An 18,300-nucleotide genomic window follows, 5' to 3' on the forward strand; every position below is an offset into this window, starting at 1 on the left:
CCCACTATTCAATTGGACATCACCAATGCGTGCTTAGACAGCCAAGCTCAGCTGTACCTGAGCAGGTACGGTCGCGCGACGCCAAAGCCAGGCATCGAACTCGCGACGAGGAAGAGATAGGAGATCGGCAGCACAACAAAACGACTTACGGAGAAAATGGTAATCGTCATTTTCAACACCAACCGATCGTGCGAAGGCACGAACGTGACGATCAACAGCAATAGAGTCGATACCAACCAGGCACGCCATATAGTCAACCGTTTTTGGCCCGATGCCATTCACTGTTTGAATTGCATCGCAGAACTCGGCGGAAACCAAAGCTGTGCGTAGATCTTGCGCGTCTTCGATTCCCCTACCCTGCAAGAAAAGCACAAGTGCTTCAAATCGGCCCACTTTTTCAAAATGGCGCCAATTCAAAAAAGCACCGACATTGCTAGCTTGAACCAACGAGACCAATGAGGAGATTGTGTCCAGATCCGGATGCGACTGCAGAATTGCAAGGACACGAGGCCGCACGACCATCGTATAATTGAGGCCCGCCTGAAGTACAGAGTCTGCCAGCACCGCCCCAAGATGCTCACAAGTGGCACGCGGATGCTTCTCATCGAAGAGCGCGCCCTCCTCCTTGGCGCGGTTAGCAATACGACGTGCAACCAGGAGAACATCGACGAGGGAGTTTCTCATACCAATTTAGCCTCTTTCAGCGCGTTCAAGCGCTCAACACAGTTCGGGCAAGCGCCGCATGGAAAATGGGCCGACGCCTGACAGGAGTAGGTCCTACCAATCGGTACGCCTAGCGCAGCTGCAGCCATAGCCACATCGCTTTTGGAGGAGTATCGGAAGGGTGAATGGAAACGGACAGAGCCTATTGTCGAGGTTAGCCCATTAAGGCTGTTCATAAACGCAGCAGTACAGTCGATTTCTTTAGCGTGGTTGCTGTTAATGAAGCCAGTATAGACATCCAAAATCCCGACGGTCTGGGCGCGCGCTGCAGCAGCGGCAAAGAAGAGCATCGTCCGATACGGGATGTACAGGTCGTCGTCCTTCACTTCTTCTATCCAGAGATCAGCCTCTCGGATAAGGCGGGACTGCGACCCCCGGAAAATATCCGAGATATCAAAGCGCTCAGGTCGCACCATTCCGGATGGAAGGACCTCATTCACCCGCTCCCATTCAACGTCGGCGCAATGCTGCCCGTAATCGAAAAAAATTGGTACTACTTCAACGCCTTGGGCGACGAGCTGATATCCCACGGTGGTGGAGTCCAAACCACCTGATGCCAGTAATAGGGCCTTTTTCATGACTTTTCGCGCCCTAATTCAGCAATTAAGTTGAAGGTTCCGTTGAGACATGTGTCGAGGTCGGCGGAGAATATAGAGCTACCAACCATGACCATCGTGTTTTCATTCTCGCGCCGAGGATCATAGGTGACTATCTTTTTGCCCATTTCAATAGCCATCCCAATCTCTACGAGGGTTCCGGGGTCACGATCGAGAGGAATTGCAAATACCACGTCGCAGTCCCTAAGTAGCTGACAGTCCAAAAAATAGGCTCGACGCAGACCGCTTTCTGTGGCCGGCCTCTCTAACTCACCGTTCTCTACTATCGGTCGTCGTACTCTAAAATTGTGGTACGTGAGGCTATCCACCGCCCGATCAAGCTCTCGCTTGTCGACGCAAGAAAAGTCCGGGCCTGCGAGATAAATAGAGTACTTCTGCCGGTCGTGCCACGGAAGCGACGTCCCACCAAGACCTTGCAGCGAACTTAAAGGCAGCCTAAACCCGCGCTGTACTTCCCGCTTGATATCGTCTGGGAACGTAGACTGAGAGTAGATTGTCGCAGCCTGACACCCACGCCATGCCGCCTCGACCCACCCTTTCTGTGAGTGGGCGACCATAACACTTGAGTAAACATCCCCTACGCCCACGGAATTAATGGTGCGACCCAACGTTGCCGGGATCTGTAGAACGGTTCCCTTACGCAAATCGAAAAGCCGGCTCCCACCACGATTCTCTTTAAGCAGGAACACTTCTGGTGAAAGTGTTCGCACGGCAGCAAGCAATCCATCAAGGTCTTCATGCCCTAAATTCATGAACAGAGACGATGACGTCGAAATAATGATTGCTTGCAACCGACCTCGAAACGCTTCGACCGACGATAGGTCCTCAAGATCATAGGCAACATCGAACGAGAACCGTGCATCTTTGGAGAATGCCTGAGCAAGCGCTTCAATGCTGAACTTGCCCGGAAAGACAACAACCTTTTGGTAAGCTTCTAACGAGGGTAAAGGATCGCGGAGCTTCAATCTCTTCGTTTCACGCATAAGGTCCTCATAACCTTGATGCGCAACCTCCGTCACATCGCCAATGACAATGACATTGGGAGCTCCGACCACATCCCCAAGCCAGATGAATTCGTAGCACTCAAGCTGCGCAAGATAGTCAGTTGCTTCGTCGACGAGATATTGCGGACAAAAAACAGCAACGGAGTATTCAACCCCTGCTGCCCAAAGCCCTCTTGCAGCATGCGCTACACCCCCCAAGCGAAGCTTACACATTGAACCATGCTGGCCCAGCGTGTAATCGACAACAAGCTCTCCGACCACCAAGACTCTTTCTATAGTGCCCATAATTATTGCGGCACGAAGTCAGCTTCGACGGTAGGTACGGGTGATGCCGCGGACGAAGTGACCACACCTACGTAAGTAACACCGTCTTGCATGCATGCAACAAGATAATTATATAGCGTAGGAAGTGCACCAACCTTCAAACCATTTGCGTCAACCGCAAAAACGCGCTGTCCGTCGAAGATAATCGTCAACTGAGTACTCAGAGATGGGACAGTCCGGGACTGCGAGTAAAACTGGCCATTTCCAACATCTTCCAACAGTACGTGAAAGGCCTGGCTGCACCTATCAACTCCGCTTGTACCTCCGGCAACTCCTGCACCGTCGCCTGCTACTTCCTTGGGTTTCGTACCAGGATAATCCGAAAAACGCCCAGATCCAGAGCTCCCCATAACACCCTCCTTGTGATAGCGATTTGCCTCAGTGGAAGGTGTTTGTATCCTCTTCCATGGGTTAATGCAATCCAGCTGTCGGAAATTAACTAACTGGATGAACCCTTCATAAATGCAGAAAACAGCCTTAATAGGTTGGCACGATACTGGAGCCTGCAGATGCTAGGAACTGCTCTGTGATTCGTACCGCCTAGGGCGCTCATTAGCTCGTAAAAAGGGCTGGTTGAGGAAGTGATTCAAAAAGTTGCAGAAGTGATCCTCAAATTACAGGCAATAAAAAACCCCGTAGACGCTAATCTACGGGGTTTTCAAGAGTGGAGGCCGAGGTCGGAATCGAACCGGCGTAGGCGGATTTGCAATCCGCTGCATAACCATTTTGCTACTCGGCCTCAAACGATCAATGCCCTGGTTGCTGACATTCACCGCATACAAACTTGAGTGGGCTACGTGAAACCTGCCTCTACTCTAACTCATTGAATACATTGAAGTTTTTAATGCTTCGTTGCGTTCGATGGGCGCCATTATGTACTCATTTGCCTAGGCCTGCAACCCCTTGATTTCAAAAAATATTCTGCCTTGGCATCAAGGGGTTGCGCCTCTGCCCTACTCCTTCACCGTGTGGATTTGGTAGTGCGGGTCGGCCTTGATCTGGGCCTCGGTGAAGGGCAATGGGCGCAGTTTTTTCTCGGAGAAGGCTTGGGTCTGGTCCTTTGAATAGGCGGACGCCGGGTTGCTGGACTCGGAGAATGCCAGGACGCCGACTGCGTTGGGGCCTTTGTCGTCGAAGCTGACGATTTGCAGGTAGCTGGTGCCGCTGACGACTTCGCGTTTGCCGTCGGCGCGGGGCACGGTTTGCATGGCGTTGTAGATACCGAGTTCTTGCGGGCCGCCGTGGATGGGGGTTTGGCCGGAGACTTGGATATCGCCCCAGCGGGTCTGCCCCAGTTTGCTGACCTCAGCGCTGGAGGCCAGCATGGCTGCGCGCAAGGCCTTGGCGACCGGGGCGCGGTCGATGGCGAGGCCGCTAGGGGTGGTCAGGGGATGGGCCGGGTCGAAGGCCACGCGCCAGGCGTCAGGGATTTGCTGCAGGTGCTGCACCAGGTTGATGAAGTGCACCAGGCCGACGCCGCTGTCGAGGTTGGCGCGCTGGTCCCAGTTTTTCAGGCTGGTGCACAGCGGCTGTAGCGTAGCGGCGTCAGTGCCCAGGTGTTTGGCGCAGAACGTCAGCAGGTCGGGCATGACTTGGCCCGCCAGATACACCTCGTTATCCATGACCATGTCTTGCAGATCAGTGACGGTGATCGGCTGCTGCTCGAGGGTTTGCAGGCGCTGGAGCGCGAAGCGCGCACGCGGGCCGAGGCCGATGTTGTCCTGGCTGATCACCGGCGAAAAGCCACTTAGCGGCGCCTTGGGGTTGGCCATCCAGGCGGAATCGTTGGAGTGTTGCACGTAGTCGGTGCGTTGCAACTGGGGCAACTGGTCGGCCGGGAAGATACCCGGCTGGGCCGCGCGCGGGTCGATGTCCCACGTGCAGGCGCTGTGGGCGCCGTCGAGCATGATCATTTGCAGGCCGGCCCGTGGGTCGCTGCATTTTGCCAGCTTGGCGGCGCTGACGTTGGGCACTACCGACAGGTTCATGTACAGGCTTTGGCCCTGGTCATCGGCGGCCAGGGTGTTGACCCAGGGGATGCCTTGCAGGGTATGCACTGAGGTTTGCAGCTCCTTGAGGCTACCGGCGCGGTTCATGGCGTACCACTGTTGCAGCACCCGGTCGTTGCCCAGGTTGGCGTCGCGCAGGCTGAAGGCGTAGTGGTTGTCCCAGTCGAGCTTGCCCGGCCATTGCACCACGGGGCCGAACTGCGAACTGTAGACGGTGTGGGTCACGGCCTTGAGGCTGCCGTCGGCTTGCTTGACCTGTACCGTTACGGCGGTTTTCTCCAGGGGGATGGACTTGCCGTCCAGCAGGTAACGGGTGGCGTCCTTGGGGTCGAGGGTCAGGCGGTACAGGGTGAAGTGTTTGGACGTGTCCACGGTGTGGGTCCACGCCACATGCTGGTTGAAACCGATGTTCACCACGGGCAGCCCTGGCAGTGCGGCGCCCATCACATCCAACTGGCCCGGGATGGTCAGGTGCATCTCGTAAAAACGCATGCCGCCCACCCACGGGAAATGCGGGTTGGCCAGCAGCATGCCACGGCCATTGAATGAGCGGTCACGGCCCACGGCAACGGCATTGCTGCCTCGATCCAGCGTGAAGCGTTGCTGGTTGGCGGCGGCCGTGGCAAAGGCTTTGGCACCGGACTGCACACTGGCGGTGGCCTGCGGCGGTGCTGCCCCGACCAAGGCTTCGGCGAATTGGCCGATGCCCCCTTCCACCAATAGCCTGCGGGTCAACTTCACCAGGTCTTGCACTACCAAGGGCCGTACCCACGCGGCCTGGCACTGTGCGGGTGCGCCCTTATCCTTGAGATAACGGTTGTAGCCGGCCACGTACCCTTCGATGCGCTGTTGCATTTCGGGCGTCTGGGCTTTCCAGAATGCCGCAACGGCCTCGGGTGTATTCAACCAGTTGAAGAATACATCGCTGGCAAGGTTGTTGCGCTCTTCCAGGGTCGCCTGGTCCGGCCCGAAAAACCTCGCCCGCTCGCCATTGACCGTGACTATTTCATTGGCCAGCAGGCACAGGTTGTCCTGGGCATAGGCGTAACCCATACCTACCCCCAGGCCCCGCTCATCAGAGGCGCGAATATGCGGCACGCCATAACTGGTACGCCGTATATCCGCCGACGTCTGCGTCACTTGCTCGCGTGCCGATACGGCCAGGCTCAAGGCGAGTAACAGCCCTGCCGTGCCCACTCTGGACAACCCCTTGGAAATAATCACGCCGACTCCACAGTCAAATTGAACAGCCTCACGAGGGATGGTTACCCCACCGTAAGAACGCACATCGTCCGGCAAAATTTAACCGCACAAGGTTGCCTATCGACGGCGCAGGGGATGTGACAAACCTGATACCGACAAATTTTCTACATCCATCGTTTCATGATTTGCGTCACTCGTTCGTCTTATTCCCCAAGAGCACCATCTTTTTCCTGATCAGGCTCTGAAAAGGAGTTTTTGCATGTATAACCCGCAAGTGCCCACGGATGGACATTCAAAGGCCGCAGATACCCACTATGGCAACGACGCACGGGCGTTCGGTAACGCGCCCGAACAGCAGGGCAACCAGCGCATCCGCCATTTGCTCAAGTGTTTCGGTTTGCGCACCAGCCTGATCCGGCTGAAGGTCATCGACGCCCTCCTCACTGCCGCCGACAATCAGCGCACCCTCGGGGTACGCGGCGTGCACAGCCATTTGCTGGAGCTGGGCATACCGTTGTCGTTTCTCAGCGTGCGCGAGGTACTCAAGCGTCTATGCAGCGAGGGCGTGATCACCCTCAACGCTGACAAGAGCTACAGCCTCCATGAAGAGGCTGCCAAGGTACTCGAAGGTCGTGCCTGACTGACGCCCGTCAGAAGTTAGGCTTGACCTTGCGGCGCATGATGCCGTTGATCACGACGACGACCACGGCAATCGCGATGGCCAGGTACTGGAAGGTTTTTTCACTGATCACGCCTGTGTTCTGCAGATAAGACAGGCCGAACATCGCGCCCAGTACAGCCAGGGCAATCAGAAGCGAGTATTTCAAGCGTTGCTTTTGGGTCATGACGAGTTCCTGAACCTGAAGAATGTATCCACTGTGTATCGCCGTGCATGCCAAGCACATACCCAGTCACGGGGATGGCGCGGTTTCGGCAGGGTCTTATGTTACAGGCGATGAAAAGTTTTGGCTTGCCCTCCGCCTGACAGGCCTTGCGAATACCCCTTGGAGAACTGTGAAATGCTGCGACGACTCATCCTGCTGGTTCCACTGATGATCATGCTGAGCCTGGGCGGTTGTTTCTTCTTCCCGCGCGGCGGGGGCTGGCATGATCACCGCTATGAGGGTGGTGGCGGTTACCAGCGCCGCTGATCTGCATCCGGATAACGCTTCGTGCACAACGCGTGCAGCACGCTTGGGGGCTTCACGCGTTACTGCATCGACATTACCTACTCGTCAGGCGGGTTCGGAGCCTCGACGCCAGTTTCAACCACTTAGCCGCCATGCACCCACCGCCGATGCAACCAACGCGCAAACGCATCCAGCGCGAACCCCAGCACCCCGATCACCACTACCATCGCCATCAACTCCGAATACGCGAGCCGATCACGGGTGTCGAGGATGTAATACCCCAGCCCCGCACTGACCCCGAGCATTTCGCAGGGCACCAGCACGATCCACAGGATGCCGATGGCCAGGCGCACGCCGGTCAGCACATGCCCTACCACGCCAGGAATGACCACCCGGCGCAAGGTTTCCCAACGCGTGGCGCTCAAGCTCTTGCTCAACTGTAACCAGCGCGGGTCGAGCTGACGTACGCCCGCTGCGGTGTTGAGCATGATCGGCCAGACAGCGGCAAAGGCCAGCAGGAAATAGATTGGCTGGTCGCCCACGCCCATCAGCATCACCACGATCGGCATCCAGGACAGCGGCGAAATCATCCGCAGAAACTGGAACGCTGGCGTGGTCGCCGCCTCCAGGTTACGCGAACTGCCCACCAGCAGCCCGAGGGGTACGCCTACCAACAACGCGATAAACAGCCCGACGAAAATACGCTTCAGGCTCACGGCGATATGCAGGTACAACTCACCCCGCCCGAGCAATTCCCACAAACTGCTGGCGGTGGCCGCCAGGGAAAAGCGTGCCGACAGGCCATCGGCCTCGCCGAACACTTTCACGCCCAGCCACCACACCACCAACAAACCCGCCAAGCCACTCAGCCCCAGCCACCAGCCGGGGATTCTGCTGTTGTTCAAACGCCGATCTCCTCGTGCCGCTCATAACCATCCGGCAAACCGAAGGTCTGCATGCCACCCACGGCTTCGATCGCGTTGCGCACGAAGCGGTCGTCCACCAGGTCCTTGGCCACGAAGGCCGGGTCTAGGCCCGTGAGAAACTTTTTGTCGCCTTCGATCAAGGTGTCCTTCAAGCGCCGCACCAGTTCTTCGGTGTAGCTGGGGAACGGGTACGGTTGGAAGTCGATGCGATGCTCGTCCCAGTTGGCGTGCTGGATCGCGCCGTCGGCCACGTAGGAGGCGCGGTCGCTGGCCGCCGGCGCCAGGACTTTGCTCAACACCGGCTCGGCATGGGGCGTGTAACGGTTCGGGCCATCCTTGGACAGCAGCTTCACCGCCTCTTCACGGTTGTTGCGGGTCCACACCTGGGCCTTGACGATGGCGTTCACCACCTTCTGCGACCACTCCGGACGGTTAGCCAGGTCGTGCTCGTGCATGAACACCACGCAGCACGCGTGGTTGCGCCACACGTCACCCGTGAAGCGCTGCACGCGACCGACCTTGAGGTTTTCTGCCAGGGCATTGAACGGTTCGGCGACGATGTAGCCGTCGATGCGTTTGCTGGCCAGGGCCGGAGGCATGTCCGAGGGCGGCAACACGATCAGGTTGACCTCATTGGCGGCAATCGAACTGCCGGTGGCACGAGTGACCGGCGTGAGGCCGTTATCGCGGAACAGTTGCTGCACCACCACGTTATGAATCGAGTACCAGAACGGAATCGCCACCGACTTGCCACCCAGTTGCTTCACGTCGGTAATACCTGGGGATACGGTCAAGCCCGAACCGCCCACATGGTTCCACGCCACGACTTTGGCCGGCACTTTACTGCCGTAGCGCGCCCATACGGTCATTGGCGACAGCAGGTGTATCACGTTGACCTGGCCGGAGATAAACGCCTCGATCACCTGGGCCCAGCTGCGCAACAACACTGGCCGCTCGGCCTTGATGCCTTCGGCTTCGAACAGGCCATTGTTGTGGGCCACCAGCAGCGGCGTGGCGTCGGTGATAGGTAGATAGCCAATGCGCACCGGCGCGTCGGGCTCGTTGGCGGCACGCGCCTGCAGGCTGCTCAGCAGAGGCAAGGCGCCGGCGGCACTGAGCACGGCGGAGAGTTTGAGAAAGTCACGGCGCGAGTGGGCCAGGTCATCCAGACACATAAGTAAACTCCTGTTGTTCAAGGGGATTGGGTTGAGGGCGGCTCGCCTGCCGTAAGGTTTTCAAAATTTCGATACGCAGCGCGCCGATGGCCTCGACCTGTTCTTCCCGAGGGTGCAGCAAATCGATAGCCCACTCGCCCAACGTCCGCGCCGGGCGGTTACCCAGTAGCAGGATGCGGTCCGACAGCAGCAGCGCTTCGTCGATGTCATGGGTGATCAATACCGCCGCCGAACCCTGCTCACGATTGACCTTGAGCAACAGGTGCTGCATATCGGCGCGGGTCACTTCGTCCAGGGCGCCGAAGGGTTCGTCGAGCAGCAACACTTGCGGCTGACGCGCCAGGCAGCGAGCCAATGCCGTGCGCTGGGCCATGCCACCGGACAATTGCGCCGGGAACTGCTGGCGCGCAGGTTCCAGCCCTACCGCTGCAATGGCGTGGTCGACACGCCGGCGGCGCTCTTCACCACTCAAGTGCGGTTGGCGGGCGAAATCCAGACCAAAGGCGACGTTCTTTTCCAGGGTCAACCAAGGCAGCAGGCTCGAGTCTTGAAAGGCCACCACCACGCGCGGATGCGGGCCGCTCAATGGCTCGCCCAATACCTGCACACGGCCAGATTGAGGTACCTGCAAGCCAGCCAGCACCCGCAGCAGGCTGGATTTGCCCACGCCGCTGGGGCCCAGGATCGACACCACTTCACCCGGTTGCAAGTGCAAGTCGAAGCCTTGCAACACCGGCCCGCTGCCGTACCCCAGGCGAATGCCCTGGGCCGTCAATACCGCCTGGCTCATAGACTGGCCTGGCGGTGCAGCTCGGTACGCAGTTGCACCAGGCTGGGCGTTACGATCGGTACAAAGGCCGACTCGCGCCAGCGCCGGGCAAAGCCGCTGCCGTGGGCGGTCAGGTAGGCCTTGCCACCGCTGGCTTGCAGTTCAAGCTGCACAGCGCTGGCGGCGGTTTCGGCCAAGGCGATACGCAGTTTGAACAGCGGTATGGGCTCGGCGGTAAAGCGCCCGGCCAACAGCCCCTTTTCAAGCTCGCTGACCAGATGATCCAGCGTTGCGCGCAGGGCTTCCAGCTCGTCGCGCAACACGGTACGACTGGCGCCCAAATGGTGGGCTACTTCAGCCAGGGAACGCCGTGCCAAACCAATCGACATACCGCACTGCAAGCCCAGAAACGCCGGGCGTACCGCCGGTAAAAACTTGCGCGCATCCTCGTGCAACAACCACTCGCGACTCAGCTCCACGCCTTCCAGGCCCAGCGCTGCGGTGTTGCTCGATTGCAGCCCGAGCAGCTCCAGGTCACGGGAGCGCTGCAACCCGGCCACCGAGTCCGGAATCGCCAGGATAAATGGCGCGCCGCCCCCGGCATGCTCGATGGCCGCCGCAGCGACAAAGCCATTCTTGCGCAAGTTGGTCACCCAGTGCAGGCGACCGTTGAGGGTCCAACCGTGGTCGTTGGGCTCGGCGCTGATCTGCAATGTCTCGATACCCGACAGGAATTTCATCGCATTCGACAGCCCGGTGGCGCCGGCCAACTTGCCGCTGAGCAGGTCTGGCATCAGCTGCTCGCGCAAGCGCTGATTGGGGCTCTGCAGCAAGTACTCGATAAACGAGCGCTGGCCCCAGCACACAAACGCCGCTGCCAGGGAATGGCTGGCCACATTGGCGATGGCCTCGACCGCACCCGCCACATCGCCGCCCAGGCCGCCCAGGTGGGTGGGCACACCGATTCTCAGAATATTGGCTTCTGCCAGCCGTGGCAGCACTTCCTGTGGATCGCAACTGCCCACGTCCAGGGCCTGCGCTTGAACATCGAGCCAACGGCTCAAGATTGGGTCAAGCATTCATGTCTCTCCTTTTACAGCAGGTGGGCCAACGCCGAATCAGTTGGCCGGTTTTTCCCAACGGTATTGCGCCAGCTCCGGGTTCAGCGGGGTGCGGGCAAACACGTTGGCGAAGTTGCACAGGGTTGCCAGGCTGACACCCAGGATGACTTCCAGCGCGTGGCCGTCGGTGTAGCCAGCGGCGCGGAACGCCTCAAAGCCCGCGTCACTCACATCCCCACGGGTGGCGATCACTTCACGGGTAAACGCGGCAAGTGTCTCATAGCGCGCGTCAGGCAACTCACCCCGGCGGCGCAAGGCCTCGATCACCTCCTCGGGCAACTTGGCTTTGTTGCGGGCAACCGCCGTGTGGCCGGCGACGCAGAAATCACAACCGTGGGTAGTGGCGGCAATCAGTTGCACCACTTCGCGGTCGGCCAGGCTCAGCTCGGCCTTGGCATTCAAACCGGAGACGGTGATGTAGGTTTCCAGCGCAGCCGGTGCGTTGGCCAGTACGCCCAGTAGGTTAGGGATAAAACCCGAGCCTTTCAGCGCGTTTTCCAGGAAGGGCTTGGCGGCTTCCGGTGCGGTTTCAGGCGTGAGCAACGGTACACGGGACATGAAGTGGACTCCTGTTGGGTTTGAATGCCCCAGTCTGTTGGTTCTAAAAAAAGCGCTCAATAGGCTAAAGTAGCGATTACTTGCTCTTGAGTCTTTCCATTAGATGAATTCGTCCGATGTACTTGTCGATTGGTTATTAGATAGCCTCGAACTCAACACCAGCCTGTTTCACGTCGGCCGTTATTGCGGTGACTGGCACGCGAGCACCCATGGCCTGGCGCAGGCGAGCTTCCACTTGATTGTGCAAGGCGATTGCTGGCTGCATATCGACGGTGATTCAACGCCCCAACACCTGAACAATGGTGATGCGGTGTTCCTGCTGCGGGACTTTGCCTTCAGGCTTTCCGGCCAAGCCACGGCGGCCGGCGCCCAGCAGTGCCCACGCCGCTCGATGCTGCCTCTCGATAGCACGGCCACGGACGGCGTAGGATTAGTCTGCGGTTTCTTTCACTTCCAATCCGGATTGTCGACGCTGATCGTCGACACCCTGCCCAGCTGGATCATCCTGCGCGCCGGCGACCCGTCGCTGATGGCTGCACGCAACCTGTTCGAATTGATCCTGCAAGAATGCGCACGCACCCCAGCGCCCTCTTCCGCGCTGCTTGAGCGCCTGTGCCACCTGCTGTTCCTGTATGTGCTGCGCCAGCAAGTGCTCGACAACACCGAGCTTGGCGGCCTGGCGGCCCTTGGCCGGGCACCGGCGTTCGCACATTTGCTGGAGCAATTGATCGCCCGCCCCGCCGAGCCCTGGAGCCTGGAAAGCATGGCGGCCTGTACCGGGTTGTCGCGCTCGGCGTTTTTCAAGCGCTTCAGCGAACTGTGTGGGCAGTCGCCCGGGCAAGTACTGCTCATGATCCGCATGCGCCACGCCTGTGGGTTGCTCAAGGCGGACCAGACCGTGGCCGAGGTTTCGCTGGCGGCCGGGTATCAATCGGTGGCGGCGTTTACCCGAGCCTTCCATAAAGTCACCGGGCAACAGCCTGGCGCCTATCGCAGGGCGCAAGCCTAGCCTTGCAAGCCGGTGCCGGGCCGACCGCACAACTGCACCAGCCAATCGACGAACACCCTCACCCGCTGCGACAACTGCCGATGAGGCGGGTACAACGCAGTCAGCGCCATCTTCGGCACTGCCACATCAGGGAGCACCTGCACCAGCGTGCCCTCGGCCAGTTGGCGCAGGGAGTGATAACGAGGTGACTGGATCAGCCCGTAGCCGGCTTCGCACGCAGCGAAGTAACCGGCAGAGCTGTTCACGGCAACCACTTTCGGCAGGTTGATCGGATGCAACTCGCTGCCCAGCAGAAATTCCAGGCCAAAACGTTTACCGCTGGCGCTGGACACGTACTCGACCATTTGGTGACCCGCCAACTGCTCCAGGCAAGTGGGCGTGCCCATGCGTTCAAGGTACGCGGGGCTGGCCAGGGTCAGTTGTTCCATCATCGCCAAGGGGCGTGCCACCAGCGATTCATCCAGGGCCGGACCACCGCGCAACACGCAATCGACGCCTTCGCGAATCAGATCCACTGGCCGGTCATTGAGCCCGATCTCCAACTCGATCTGTGGGTACAGCGCGGTGAACGTTGGCAAGGCCGGAATCACAATCAAGCTCCCAATGCCTGAGGGCATATCGATGCTCAATGTGCCCCGGGGGTTCTGGCGCCGCGTGGAGAACACCGCCTCGGTTTCCTCAAGATCAGTCAGCAATTGCACGCAACGTTGGTAGTACGCCGCGCCATCCAGGGTCGGGCTGACGTGGCGCGTGGTGCGCTGCAGCAGTTGCACGCCGAGATGGGCCTCCAGTTGCTTGATCAGGATCGTCACGGAGGCGCGTGGCAATTGCAGGCTGTCGGCGGCCTTGGCAAACCCGCCCAATTCAACAATCCGAGTGAACACGCGCATGGCGTTAAAACGATCCAAGAGAATGCTCCCGCGGGAAATTGTTTAGATATTACGAACAGTGATAGCACTTTTAGCGGGTTTATCTGCATTTTTTCAAGGGTAACAATGGGCCCCTCATCACAAGGAGCTTCCCTATGCACACTCGACAACTCGGTAAAAACGGCCCGCATGTGTCCGCCATCGGCCTTGGCTGCATGGGCATGACCGATTTCTACACGCCCGGCACCGATACCACCGAAGCCACCGCAACCTTGCACCGCGCCCTGGAGTTGGGCGTCAACTTTCTCGATACTGCGGACATGTACGGCCCGCACACCAATGAGCAACTGATCGGCAAGGCTATTGCCGGCAAGCGCGACCAAGTGTTCCTGGCCAGTAAATTCGGGATTGTGCGCGACCCTGCCAACCCCGTAGTGCGCGGGGTGAATGGCCGGCCCGAGTATATCCGCAACGCCATCGACGGCACCTTGCAACGCCTGGGGGTGGATACGCTGGACCTGTACTACCAGCACCGTATCGACCCCGACGTGGCCATCGAAGAAACGGTCGGCGCCATGGCCGACCTGGTGAAACAGGGCAAAGTGCGCTATCTGGGCCTGAGCGAGGCGTCCGCCGCTACTCTGGAACGGGCGCATAAGGTCCATCCCATTAGCGCCCTGCAAAGTGAATATTCGCTGTGGAGCCGCGACCAGCAAGACAATGGTTGCCTCGCCGCTTGCCAGCGCCTGGGCATCGCGTTTGTGCCGTACAGCCCGTTGGGCCGAGGTTTTCTCACCGGCGCCTTGAAGAGCCCGGATGATTTCGGCGCCGATGATTACCGACGCTTCAGCCCGCGCTTTCAGGGGGAGAACTTTGCGAAAAACCTGCTGCTGGTAGAACAGGTCAAGAGCCTGGCGGCAGACAAAGGTGTCACGGCCGGGCAACTGGCGCTGGCCTGGGTATTGGCCCAAGGCGATTACATCATCCCGATTCCCGGCACCAAGCGGCGCACCTATCTGCAAGAGAATGTGGAGGCGCTGTCGATTTCTCTCAGCGCTGACGAACTGGCTGCGCTGGATGCGATCTTCCCTGCCAATGCAACCGCAGGCCTGCGTTACCCCAAGGAAGTGCTGGCCATGCTGGATATCTAGCGTCTGCTGGAACCCCTTGTGGGGGCCGTTCTCAGCGGGATTGATCAACGGTCTGCCGACTCCCGTGCAAAGCATGGGAGTCAGACTATTCTCACAACTCCTAGTGTAAAAACCGCCACACAGGAGGTGTGTCATGCACGCGACTGAGCATTCGGTCCGCTTGGAGCAGATCAGTCAGGAACGCTTCATCCAGGCGCCGATCGAGGCGGTTTATGACTATGTGACCCAGCCCGACCGCTGGCACGAGTGGCACCCCACCTCCCTCAGCGCCGACACCGGCACCACCGGCTCATTACCGGTCGGCACGCGCTTTACCGAAATCATCGACCTGCTGGGCATACGCGTCCCCATGAGTTACCGCGTACAAATCGCCCGCCGCCCCAGCGAGTTCAAGACCGTGTTCACCTCCCTGGCGGTTGACGGTTGCATCCATTACTGCTTGCGCGCTCATCAGGGCGGCACCCTGTTCAAACGGGTGCTGACTTACGAGACTGAACTGCAACTGGCGTCTTTGCATGAGCGCATGGTCGCGTTGTCGTCAATTGCGTTGGACCGGCTCAAGCAGCGGCTGGACAATCCGGGGTTCGTATAATTTAGAAACATTACCACGACGTCACATTGCAAACATGCCGGCAAAAGCAGGGAGAATGCCCGGCTTATTGCCGCGCCTTCAGTGAGACCCACGATGAAAACCCCATTGCGACTGGCCCTGCTCAGTGCCCTGTTTACCACCACTCTGGCCCAGGCCGCCGAACTGATCCCCATCGATGTACACCGCGACGCCAACTGCGGCTGCTGCAAGAAGTGGATCAGCCACTTGGAGAGCAACGGTTTCAAGGTCAACGACCACGTTGAAGCCGACATGAGCGCGGTGAAACAACGCTTGGGCGTGGCGCCACGCCTTGGCTCCTGCCACACCGCGGTGATCGACGGCAAGTTCGTCGAAGGCCACGTACCCGCCGAGCAGGTCCTGGCTCTGCGCAAGCGCAACGACCTGCTGGGCCTTGCCGCACCGGGCATGCCATTGGGCTCGCCAGGCATGGAAGTAGACGGACGCAGCGAGGCGTATCAAATCATTGGCCTGACCCGCGACGGCGAAGACGTGGTGGTAGCGGACTACCCGGCTCACTGACCGGTGTTGATGGGGTACCTGGGGCTGTTCGGCGCGGCATTTGGCGCCGCGACGTTATTGCCCCTGCAGTCGGAAGCTGTGCTGGTCGGCCTGCTGCTCAGCGGGCATTACAACCTTTGGCTGCTGCTGGGCATCGCCACCCTGGGTAATGTGCTGGGCTCGCTGGTCAATTGGCTGCTGGGGCGCTCGGTCGAGCGCTTCAAAGAGCGACGCTGGTTCCCGGTGAGCGCCAATCAGCTGGACAAGGCTCGCAGCCATTACGCACGCTGGGGGCACTGGACGTTGTTGCTCAGTTGGGTGCCAGTCATTGGTGATCCGCTGACGTTGGTGGCTGGGGTGATGCGTGAGCCGTTGTGGCGTTTTCTACTGCTGGTAACCCTGGCGAAAAGCCTGCGCTATGGCGTAATCGCAGCGCTGACGTTGCAGTGGGCGTTAATCCCCCGTTAATCGCGGGCAAAGAGCATCCGGGCATCTGTCTCGGAGCCAAAACCCATGCCTTTTATCCGTACATTATGCGTAGCCGGTTTGTTTTCGGTCAGCGCGGCGCCCGTGTTAGCTGACACCTACGGCCCTGAGTTGCAGGGCTTTGCATACCCCTACCCTTTGAATCATTTTGCCTTCCAATCCCAGGGCAAATCCCTGCAAATGGGCTACATGGACGTCCCCGCCACCGGCACTCCAAACGGCCGCAGCGTGGTGCTGATGCACGGCAAGAATTTTTGCGGCGCTACCTGGGAGGGTTCGATCAAGGCGCTCAGTGACGCCGGTTACCGCGTCATCGCCCCGGACCAGATTGGTTTTTGCACCTCCAGCAAGCCCGACCACTACCAGTACAGCTTCCAGCAACTGGCGACCAACACCCATCAACTGCTGGAAAAGCTCGGCATTCAAAAGGCCACGGTGATCGGCCATTCCACCGGCGGCATGCTCGCCACACGCTATGCGCTGATGTACCCCCAGCAAACCGAACAGTTGGGGCTGGTGAACCCCATTGGCCTGGAAGACTGGAAAGCCCTCGGCGTGCCCTACCAGAGCGTCGACCAGTGGTACCAGCGCGAGCTGAAACTGAGCGCCGACGGTGTACGCAATTACGAGCGAAACACCTATTACGTTGGGCGCTGGAAACCCGAGTACGAGCGCTGGGTAGACATGCTCGCCGGCCTGAACCAAGGCCCGGGGCATCTTCAGGTTGCCTGGAACTCGGCGCTGATTTACGACATGATCTTCACCCAACCGGTGTACTACGAGTTCAAAGACTTGCAGGTGCCCACCCTGCTGCTGATCGGCACCAGCGACACTACCGCCATCGGCAAAGATGTGGCGCCGGCGGCGGTCAAGGCCAAAATTGGTCATTACGAGGTACTGGGCAAGCAGGTGGCCAAGCTGATTCCCCGCGCCACGTTGGTGGAGTTCCCCGGCCTGGGCCATGCGCCCCAGATGGAAGAGCCGGAACAGTTTCATAAAGCCCTGTTGCACGGGTTGAACGCCCTTTAATTGCCACTTTTCGAGGCCCGCGTGCATGTCGATACAGATCGCAGTGATGGATGATTGGCAAAACGTGGCCAGCGACGTGGCGGATTGGTCGGCGCTGGACAGCGTGGGCAAGGTGCATTTTCTCCACGACTACCCCGCCGATACCGCCACCATGATCGAGCGCTTGAAAGGATTCGAGGTGATTTGCCTCATGCGCGAACGCTCAACCTTTGACAAAGCCCTGCTGCAAGGGCTGCCCCAGCTCAAATTGCTGGTGACCGGCGGCATGCGCAATGCCGCCATCGACCTTCCCGCAGCCAAGGCCTTGGGCATCCAGGTGTGCGGCACCGACAGCTATAAACACGCCGCACCGGAACTGACCTGGGCCTTGATCATGGCCTCTACACGTAACCTGCTCGCCGAAGCCAACTCGCTGCGCGGGGGCGGATGGCAGGTCGGCCTGGGCGGCGACCTGCACGGCAAGACATTGGGCGTCCTGGGGCTGGGCAGCATTGGCCAGAAAGTCGCAAGGTTTGCCCAGGTGTTTGGCATGCGGGTGATTGCCTGGAGTGAAAACCTCACGCCGGAGCGCGCGGCTGAATCGGGGGTGACCTGGGTCAGCAAGCGCGAGCTGTTTGAGCAGACGGATATTCTGACCATCCATCTGGTGCTCAGCGAGCGCAGCCGTGGTCTGGTGGATGCGCAAGCGTTGGGCTGGATGAAGCCCACAGCGCGCCTGGTAAATACCGCACGCGGGCCGATTGTGGACGAGCAGGCACTGCTGCAAGCATTGCGCAGCGGACGCCTGGCCGGGGCGGCGCTGGATGTGTTTGCCGAGGAACCGCTGCCGGCTGACCACCCGTTTCGCCGCTTGCCCAATGTGCTCGCAACGCCACACGTGGGGTATGTGAGCGAGCAGAATTACCGGCAGTTCTATCAGCAGATGATCGAAGATATCCAAGCCTGGGCCGAGGGTGTGCCCCTTCGCGGGCTCGCCTGACGCACCATTAAAGTGCACCCCCCCCCTGTGGCGAGGGAGCTTGCTCCCGCTGGAGTGCGCAGCGCTCCCAAAATTTTGGGGCCGCTACGCGCCCCAGTGGGAGCAAG

Annotated in this window: 20 protein-coding genes and 1 tRNA gene; 9 read left to right on the forward strand and 12 right to left on the reverse strand. The window is 59.5% G+C overall.

Annotation, left to right across the window (positions count from 1 at the left end):
* Positions 1 to 33 precede the first annotated feature (33 nt).
* From APH41_RS12030 to APH41_RS12050, 5 genes are all read right to left on the reverse strand, one after another.
* Positions 34 to 684 carry a hypothetical protein gene (locus APH41_RS12030; RefSeq protein ID WP_054919152.1) on the reverse strand — a complete coding sequence of 217 codons (651 nt, stop codon included), beginning with the start codon at positions 682 to 684 and terminating at the stop codon, positions 34 to 36.
* Positions 681 to 1,301: a 7-cyano-7-deazaguanine synthase gene (locus APH41_RS12035; protein WP_054919154.1), complete on the reverse strand. Its 621-nt coding sequence runs from the start codon at positions 1,299 to 1,301 to the stop codon at positions 681 to 683. Before APH41_RS12035 ends, APH41_RS12030 begins: the two co-directional genes overlap by 4 nt.
* The gene (locus APH41_RS12040) at positions 1,298 to 2,629 is read right to left on the reverse strand and encodes a nucleoside 2-deoxyribosyltransferase (RefSeq protein ID WP_054919157.1); all 1,332 of its coding nucleotides are present in this window, start codon (positions 2,627 to 2,629) and stop codon (positions 1,298 to 1,300) included. Before APH41_RS12040 ends, APH41_RS12035 begins: the two co-directional genes overlap by 4 nt.
* Positions 2,630 to 3,333: 704 nt before the next feature.
* A tRNA-Cys gene (locus tag APH41_RS12045) sits at positions 3,334 to 3,407 on the reverse strand.
* Between the two features lie 214 nt (positions 3,408 to 3,621).
* The gene (locus APH41_RS12050; RefSeq protein ID WP_054919168.1) at positions 3,622 to 5,901 is read right to left on the reverse strand and encodes an acylase; all 2,280 of its coding nucleotides are present in this window, start codon (positions 5,899 to 5,901) and stop codon (positions 3,622 to 3,624) included.
* Positions 5,902 to 6,139: 238 nt separating this feature from the next.
* Between APH41_RS12050 and APH41_RS12055 the strand changes: the two genes are divergently transcribed.
* Positions 6,140 to 6,520, forward strand: coding sequence for a hypothetical protein (locus APH41_RS12055; protein WP_034127544.1), 381 nt, complete (start codon positions 6,140 to 6,142; stop codon positions 6,518 to 6,520).
* Positions 6,521 to 6,530: 10 nt separating this feature from the next.
* Here the strand turns inward: APH41_RS12055 and APH41_RS12060 are convergent, their stop codons facing one another.
* On the reverse strand, positions 6,531 to 6,725 hold the full coding sequence (locus APH41_RS12060; RefSeq protein WP_014718591.1) for a hypothetical protein: 195 nt from the start codon (positions 6,723 to 6,725) through the stop codon (positions 6,531 to 6,533).
* A 174-nt stretch (positions 6,726 to 6,899) separates the two neighbouring features.
* Here APH41_RS12060 and APH41_RS29360 point away from each other — a divergent pair, with 174 nt between their 5' ends.
* Positions 6,900 to 7,031, forward strand: a complete 132-nt coding sequence (locus APH41_RS29360; RefSeq protein ID WP_254914091.1) for a hypothetical protein — start codon at positions 6,900 to 6,902, stop codon at positions 7,029 to 7,031.
* 122 nt (positions 7,032 to 7,153) lie between these two features.
* On the opposite strand, the gene APH41_RS12065 is transcribed toward APH41_RS29360, so the two are convergent.
* The 5 genes from APH41_RS12065 to APH41_RS12085 are packed head-to-tail and all read right to left on the reverse strand — an operon-like array spanning position 7,154 to position 11,559.
* Complete coding sequence (locus APH41_RS12065; protein ID WP_054919169.1) at positions 7,154 to 7,915, reverse strand: ABC transporter permease; 762 nt, start codon at positions 7,913 to 7,915, stop codon at positions 7,154 to 7,156.
* Complete coding sequence (locus tag APH41_RS12070) at positions 7,912 to 9,111, reverse strand: ABC transporter substrate-binding protein (RefSeq protein WP_054919173.1); 1,200 nt, start codon at positions 9,109 to 9,111, stop codon at positions 7,912 to 7,914. Before APH41_RS12070 ends, APH41_RS12065 begins: the two co-directional genes overlap by 4 nt.
* Complete coding sequence (locus tag APH41_RS12075) at positions 9,098 to 9,901, reverse strand: ABC transporter ATP-binding protein (protein ID WP_054919174.1); 804 nt, start codon at positions 9,899 to 9,901, stop codon at positions 9,098 to 9,100. Before APH41_RS12075 ends, APH41_RS12070 begins: the two co-directional genes overlap by 14 nt.
* The gene (locus APH41_RS12080) at positions 9,898 to 10,959 is read right to left on the reverse strand and encodes an acyl-CoA dehydrogenase family protein (protein ID WP_054919175.1); all 1,062 of its coding nucleotides are present in this window, start codon (positions 10,957 to 10,959) and stop codon (positions 9,898 to 9,900) included. The genes APH41_RS12075 and APH41_RS12080 overlap by 4 nt, the downstream gene beginning before the upstream one ends.
* A gap of 39 nt (positions 10,960 to 10,998) precedes the next feature.
* Positions 10,999 to 11,559: a carboxymuconolactone decarboxylase family protein gene (locus APH41_RS12085; RefSeq protein ID WP_054897387.1), complete on the reverse strand. Its 561-nt coding sequence runs from the start codon at positions 11,557 to 11,559 to the stop codon at positions 10,999 to 11,001.
* A 103-nt stretch (positions 11,560 to 11,662) separates the two neighbouring features.
* Here APH41_RS12085 and APH41_RS12090 point away from each other — a divergent pair, with 103 nt between their 5' ends.
* A complete protein-coding gene (locus tag APH41_RS12090) occupies positions 11,663 to 12,568 on the forward strand; it encodes an AraC family transcriptional regulator (protein ID WP_054919177.1) in 906 nt (301 codons plus the stop codon).
* Here the strand turns inward: APH41_RS12090 and APH41_RS12095 are convergent.
* A complete protein-coding gene (locus tag APH41_RS12095) occupies positions 12,565 to 13,476 on the reverse strand; it encodes a LysR family transcriptional regulator (protein ID WP_054919178.1) in 912 nt (303 codons plus the stop codon). The two genes, APH41_RS12090 and APH41_RS12095, sit on opposite strands and share 4 nt — an antisense overlap.
* A gap of 116 nt (positions 13,477 to 13,592) precedes the next feature.
* On the opposite strand from APH41_RS12095, the gene APH41_RS12100 reads away from it, so the two are divergent.
* The 6 genes from APH41_RS12100 to APH41_RS12125 all read left to right on the forward strand — a co-directional run bounded on the left by APH41_RS12100 (position 13,593) and on the right by APH41_RS12125 (position 18,193).
* Positions 13,593 to 14,588: an aldo/keto reductase gene (locus tag APH41_RS12100; RefSeq protein ID WP_054919182.1), complete on the forward strand. Its 996-nt coding sequence runs from the start codon at positions 13,593 to 13,595 to the stop codon at positions 14,586 to 14,588.
* A 133-nt stretch (positions 14,589 to 14,721) separates the two neighbouring features.
* Positions 14,722 to 15,180, forward strand: a complete 459-nt coding sequence (locus APH41_RS12105; RefSeq protein ID WP_034127551.1) for an SRPBCC family protein — start codon at positions 14,722 to 14,724, stop codon at positions 15,178 to 15,180.
* A 93-nt stretch (positions 15,181 to 15,273) separates the two neighbouring features.
* Positions 15,274 to 15,720, forward strand: coding sequence for a DUF411 domain-containing protein (locus APH41_RS12110; protein WP_034127552.1), 447 nt, complete (start codon positions 15,274 to 15,276; stop codon positions 15,718 to 15,720).
* 3 nt (positions 15,721 to 15,723) lie between these two features.
* Positions 15,724 to 16,167, forward strand: coding sequence for a YqaA family protein (locus APH41_RS12115; RefSeq protein WP_054897382.1), 444 nt, complete (start codon positions 15,724 to 15,726; stop codon positions 16,165 to 16,167).
* Between the two features lie 45 nt (positions 16,168 to 16,212).
* The gene (locus APH41_RS12120; RefSeq protein WP_054897381.1) at positions 16,213 to 17,214 is read left to right on the forward strand and encodes an alpha/beta fold hydrolase; all 1,002 of its coding nucleotides are present in this window, start codon (positions 16,213 to 16,215) and stop codon (positions 17,212 to 17,214) included.
* Positions 17,215 to 17,239: 25 nt separating this feature from the next.
* Entirely contained in the window at positions 17,240 to 18,193 is a 954-nt protein-coding gene (locus tag APH41_RS12125; RefSeq protein ID WP_054919185.1) for a D-2-hydroxyacid dehydrogenase family protein, read from the forward strand.
* Positions 18,194 to 18,300: the final 107 nt, after the last annotated feature.

Origin of the sequence: Pseudomonas sp. NBRC 111138 (genome assembly GCF_001320835.1) — a bacterium.
In the GTDB taxonomy this organism is placed as follows: Bacteria; Pseudomonadota; Gammaproteobacteria; order Pseudomonadales; family Pseudomonadaceae; genus Aquipseudomonas; species Aquipseudomonas paracarnis.

Excerpts from the sequence above, each read along its gene's own strand:
- APH41_RS12030 (WP_054919152.1), bottom strand. The coding sequence starts at position 684 with ATGAGAAACTCCCTCGTCGATGTTCTCCTGGTTGCACGTCGTATTGCT.
- APH41_RS12035 (WP_054919154.1), bottom strand. The coding sequence starts at position 1,301 with ATGAAAAAGGCCCTATTACTGGCATCAGGTGGTTTGGACTCCACCACC.
- APH41_RS12040 (WP_054919157.1), bottom strand. The coding sequence starts at position 2,629 with ATGGGCACTATAGAAAGAGTCTTGGTGGTCGGAGAGCTTGTTGTCGAT.
- APH41_RS12055 (WP_034127544.1), top strand. The coding sequence starts at position 6,140 with ATGTATAACCCGCAAGTGCCCACGGATGGACATTCAAAGGCCGCAGAT.
- APH41_RS12060 (WP_014718591.1), bottom strand. The coding sequence starts at position 6,725 with ATGACCCAAAAGCAACGCTTGAAATACTCGCTTCTGATTGCCCTGGCT.
- APH41_RS29360 (WP_254914091.1), top strand. The coding sequence starts at position 6,900 with ATGCTGCGACGACTCATCCTGCTGGTTCCACTGATGATCATGCTGAGC.
- APH41_RS12070 (WP_054919173.1), bottom strand. The coding sequence starts at position 9,111 with ATGTGTCTGGATGACCTGGCCCACTCGCGCCGTGACTTTCTCAAACTC.
- APH41_RS12075 (WP_054919174.1), bottom strand. The coding sequence starts at position 9,901 with ATGAGCCAGGCGGTATTGACGGCCCAGGGCATTCGCCTGGGGTACGGC.
- APH41_RS12080 (WP_054919175.1), bottom strand. The coding sequence starts at position 10,959 with ATGCTTGACCCAATCTTGAGCCGTTGGCTCGATGTTCAAGCGCAGGCC.
- APH41_RS12085 (WP_054897387.1), bottom strand. The coding sequence starts at position 11,559 with ATGTCCCGTGTACCGTTGCTCACGCCTGAAACCGCACCGGAAGCCGCC.
- APH41_RS12090 (WP_054919177.1), top strand. The coding sequence starts at position 11,663 with ATGAATTCGTCCGATGTACTTGTCGATTGGTTATTAGATAGCCTCGAA.
- APH41_RS12100 (WP_054919182.1), top strand. The coding sequence starts at position 13,593 with ATGCACACTCGACAACTCGGTAAAAACGGCCCGCATGTGTCCGCCATC.
- APH41_RS12105 (WP_034127551.1), top strand. The coding sequence starts at position 14,722 with ATGCACGCGACTGAGCATTCGGTCCGCTTGGAGCAGATCAGTCAGGAA.
- APH41_RS12110 (WP_034127552.1), top strand. The coding sequence starts at position 15,274 with ATGAAAACCCCATTGCGACTGGCCCTGCTCAGTGCCCTGTTTACCACC.
- APH41_RS12120 (WP_054897381.1), top strand. The coding sequence starts at position 16,213 with ATGCCTTTTATCCGTACATTATGCGTAGCCGGTTTGTTTTCGGTCAGC.
- APH41_RS12125 (WP_054919185.1), top strand. The coding sequence starts at position 17,240 with ATGTCGATACAGATCGCAGTGATGGATGATTGGCAAAACGTGGCCAGC.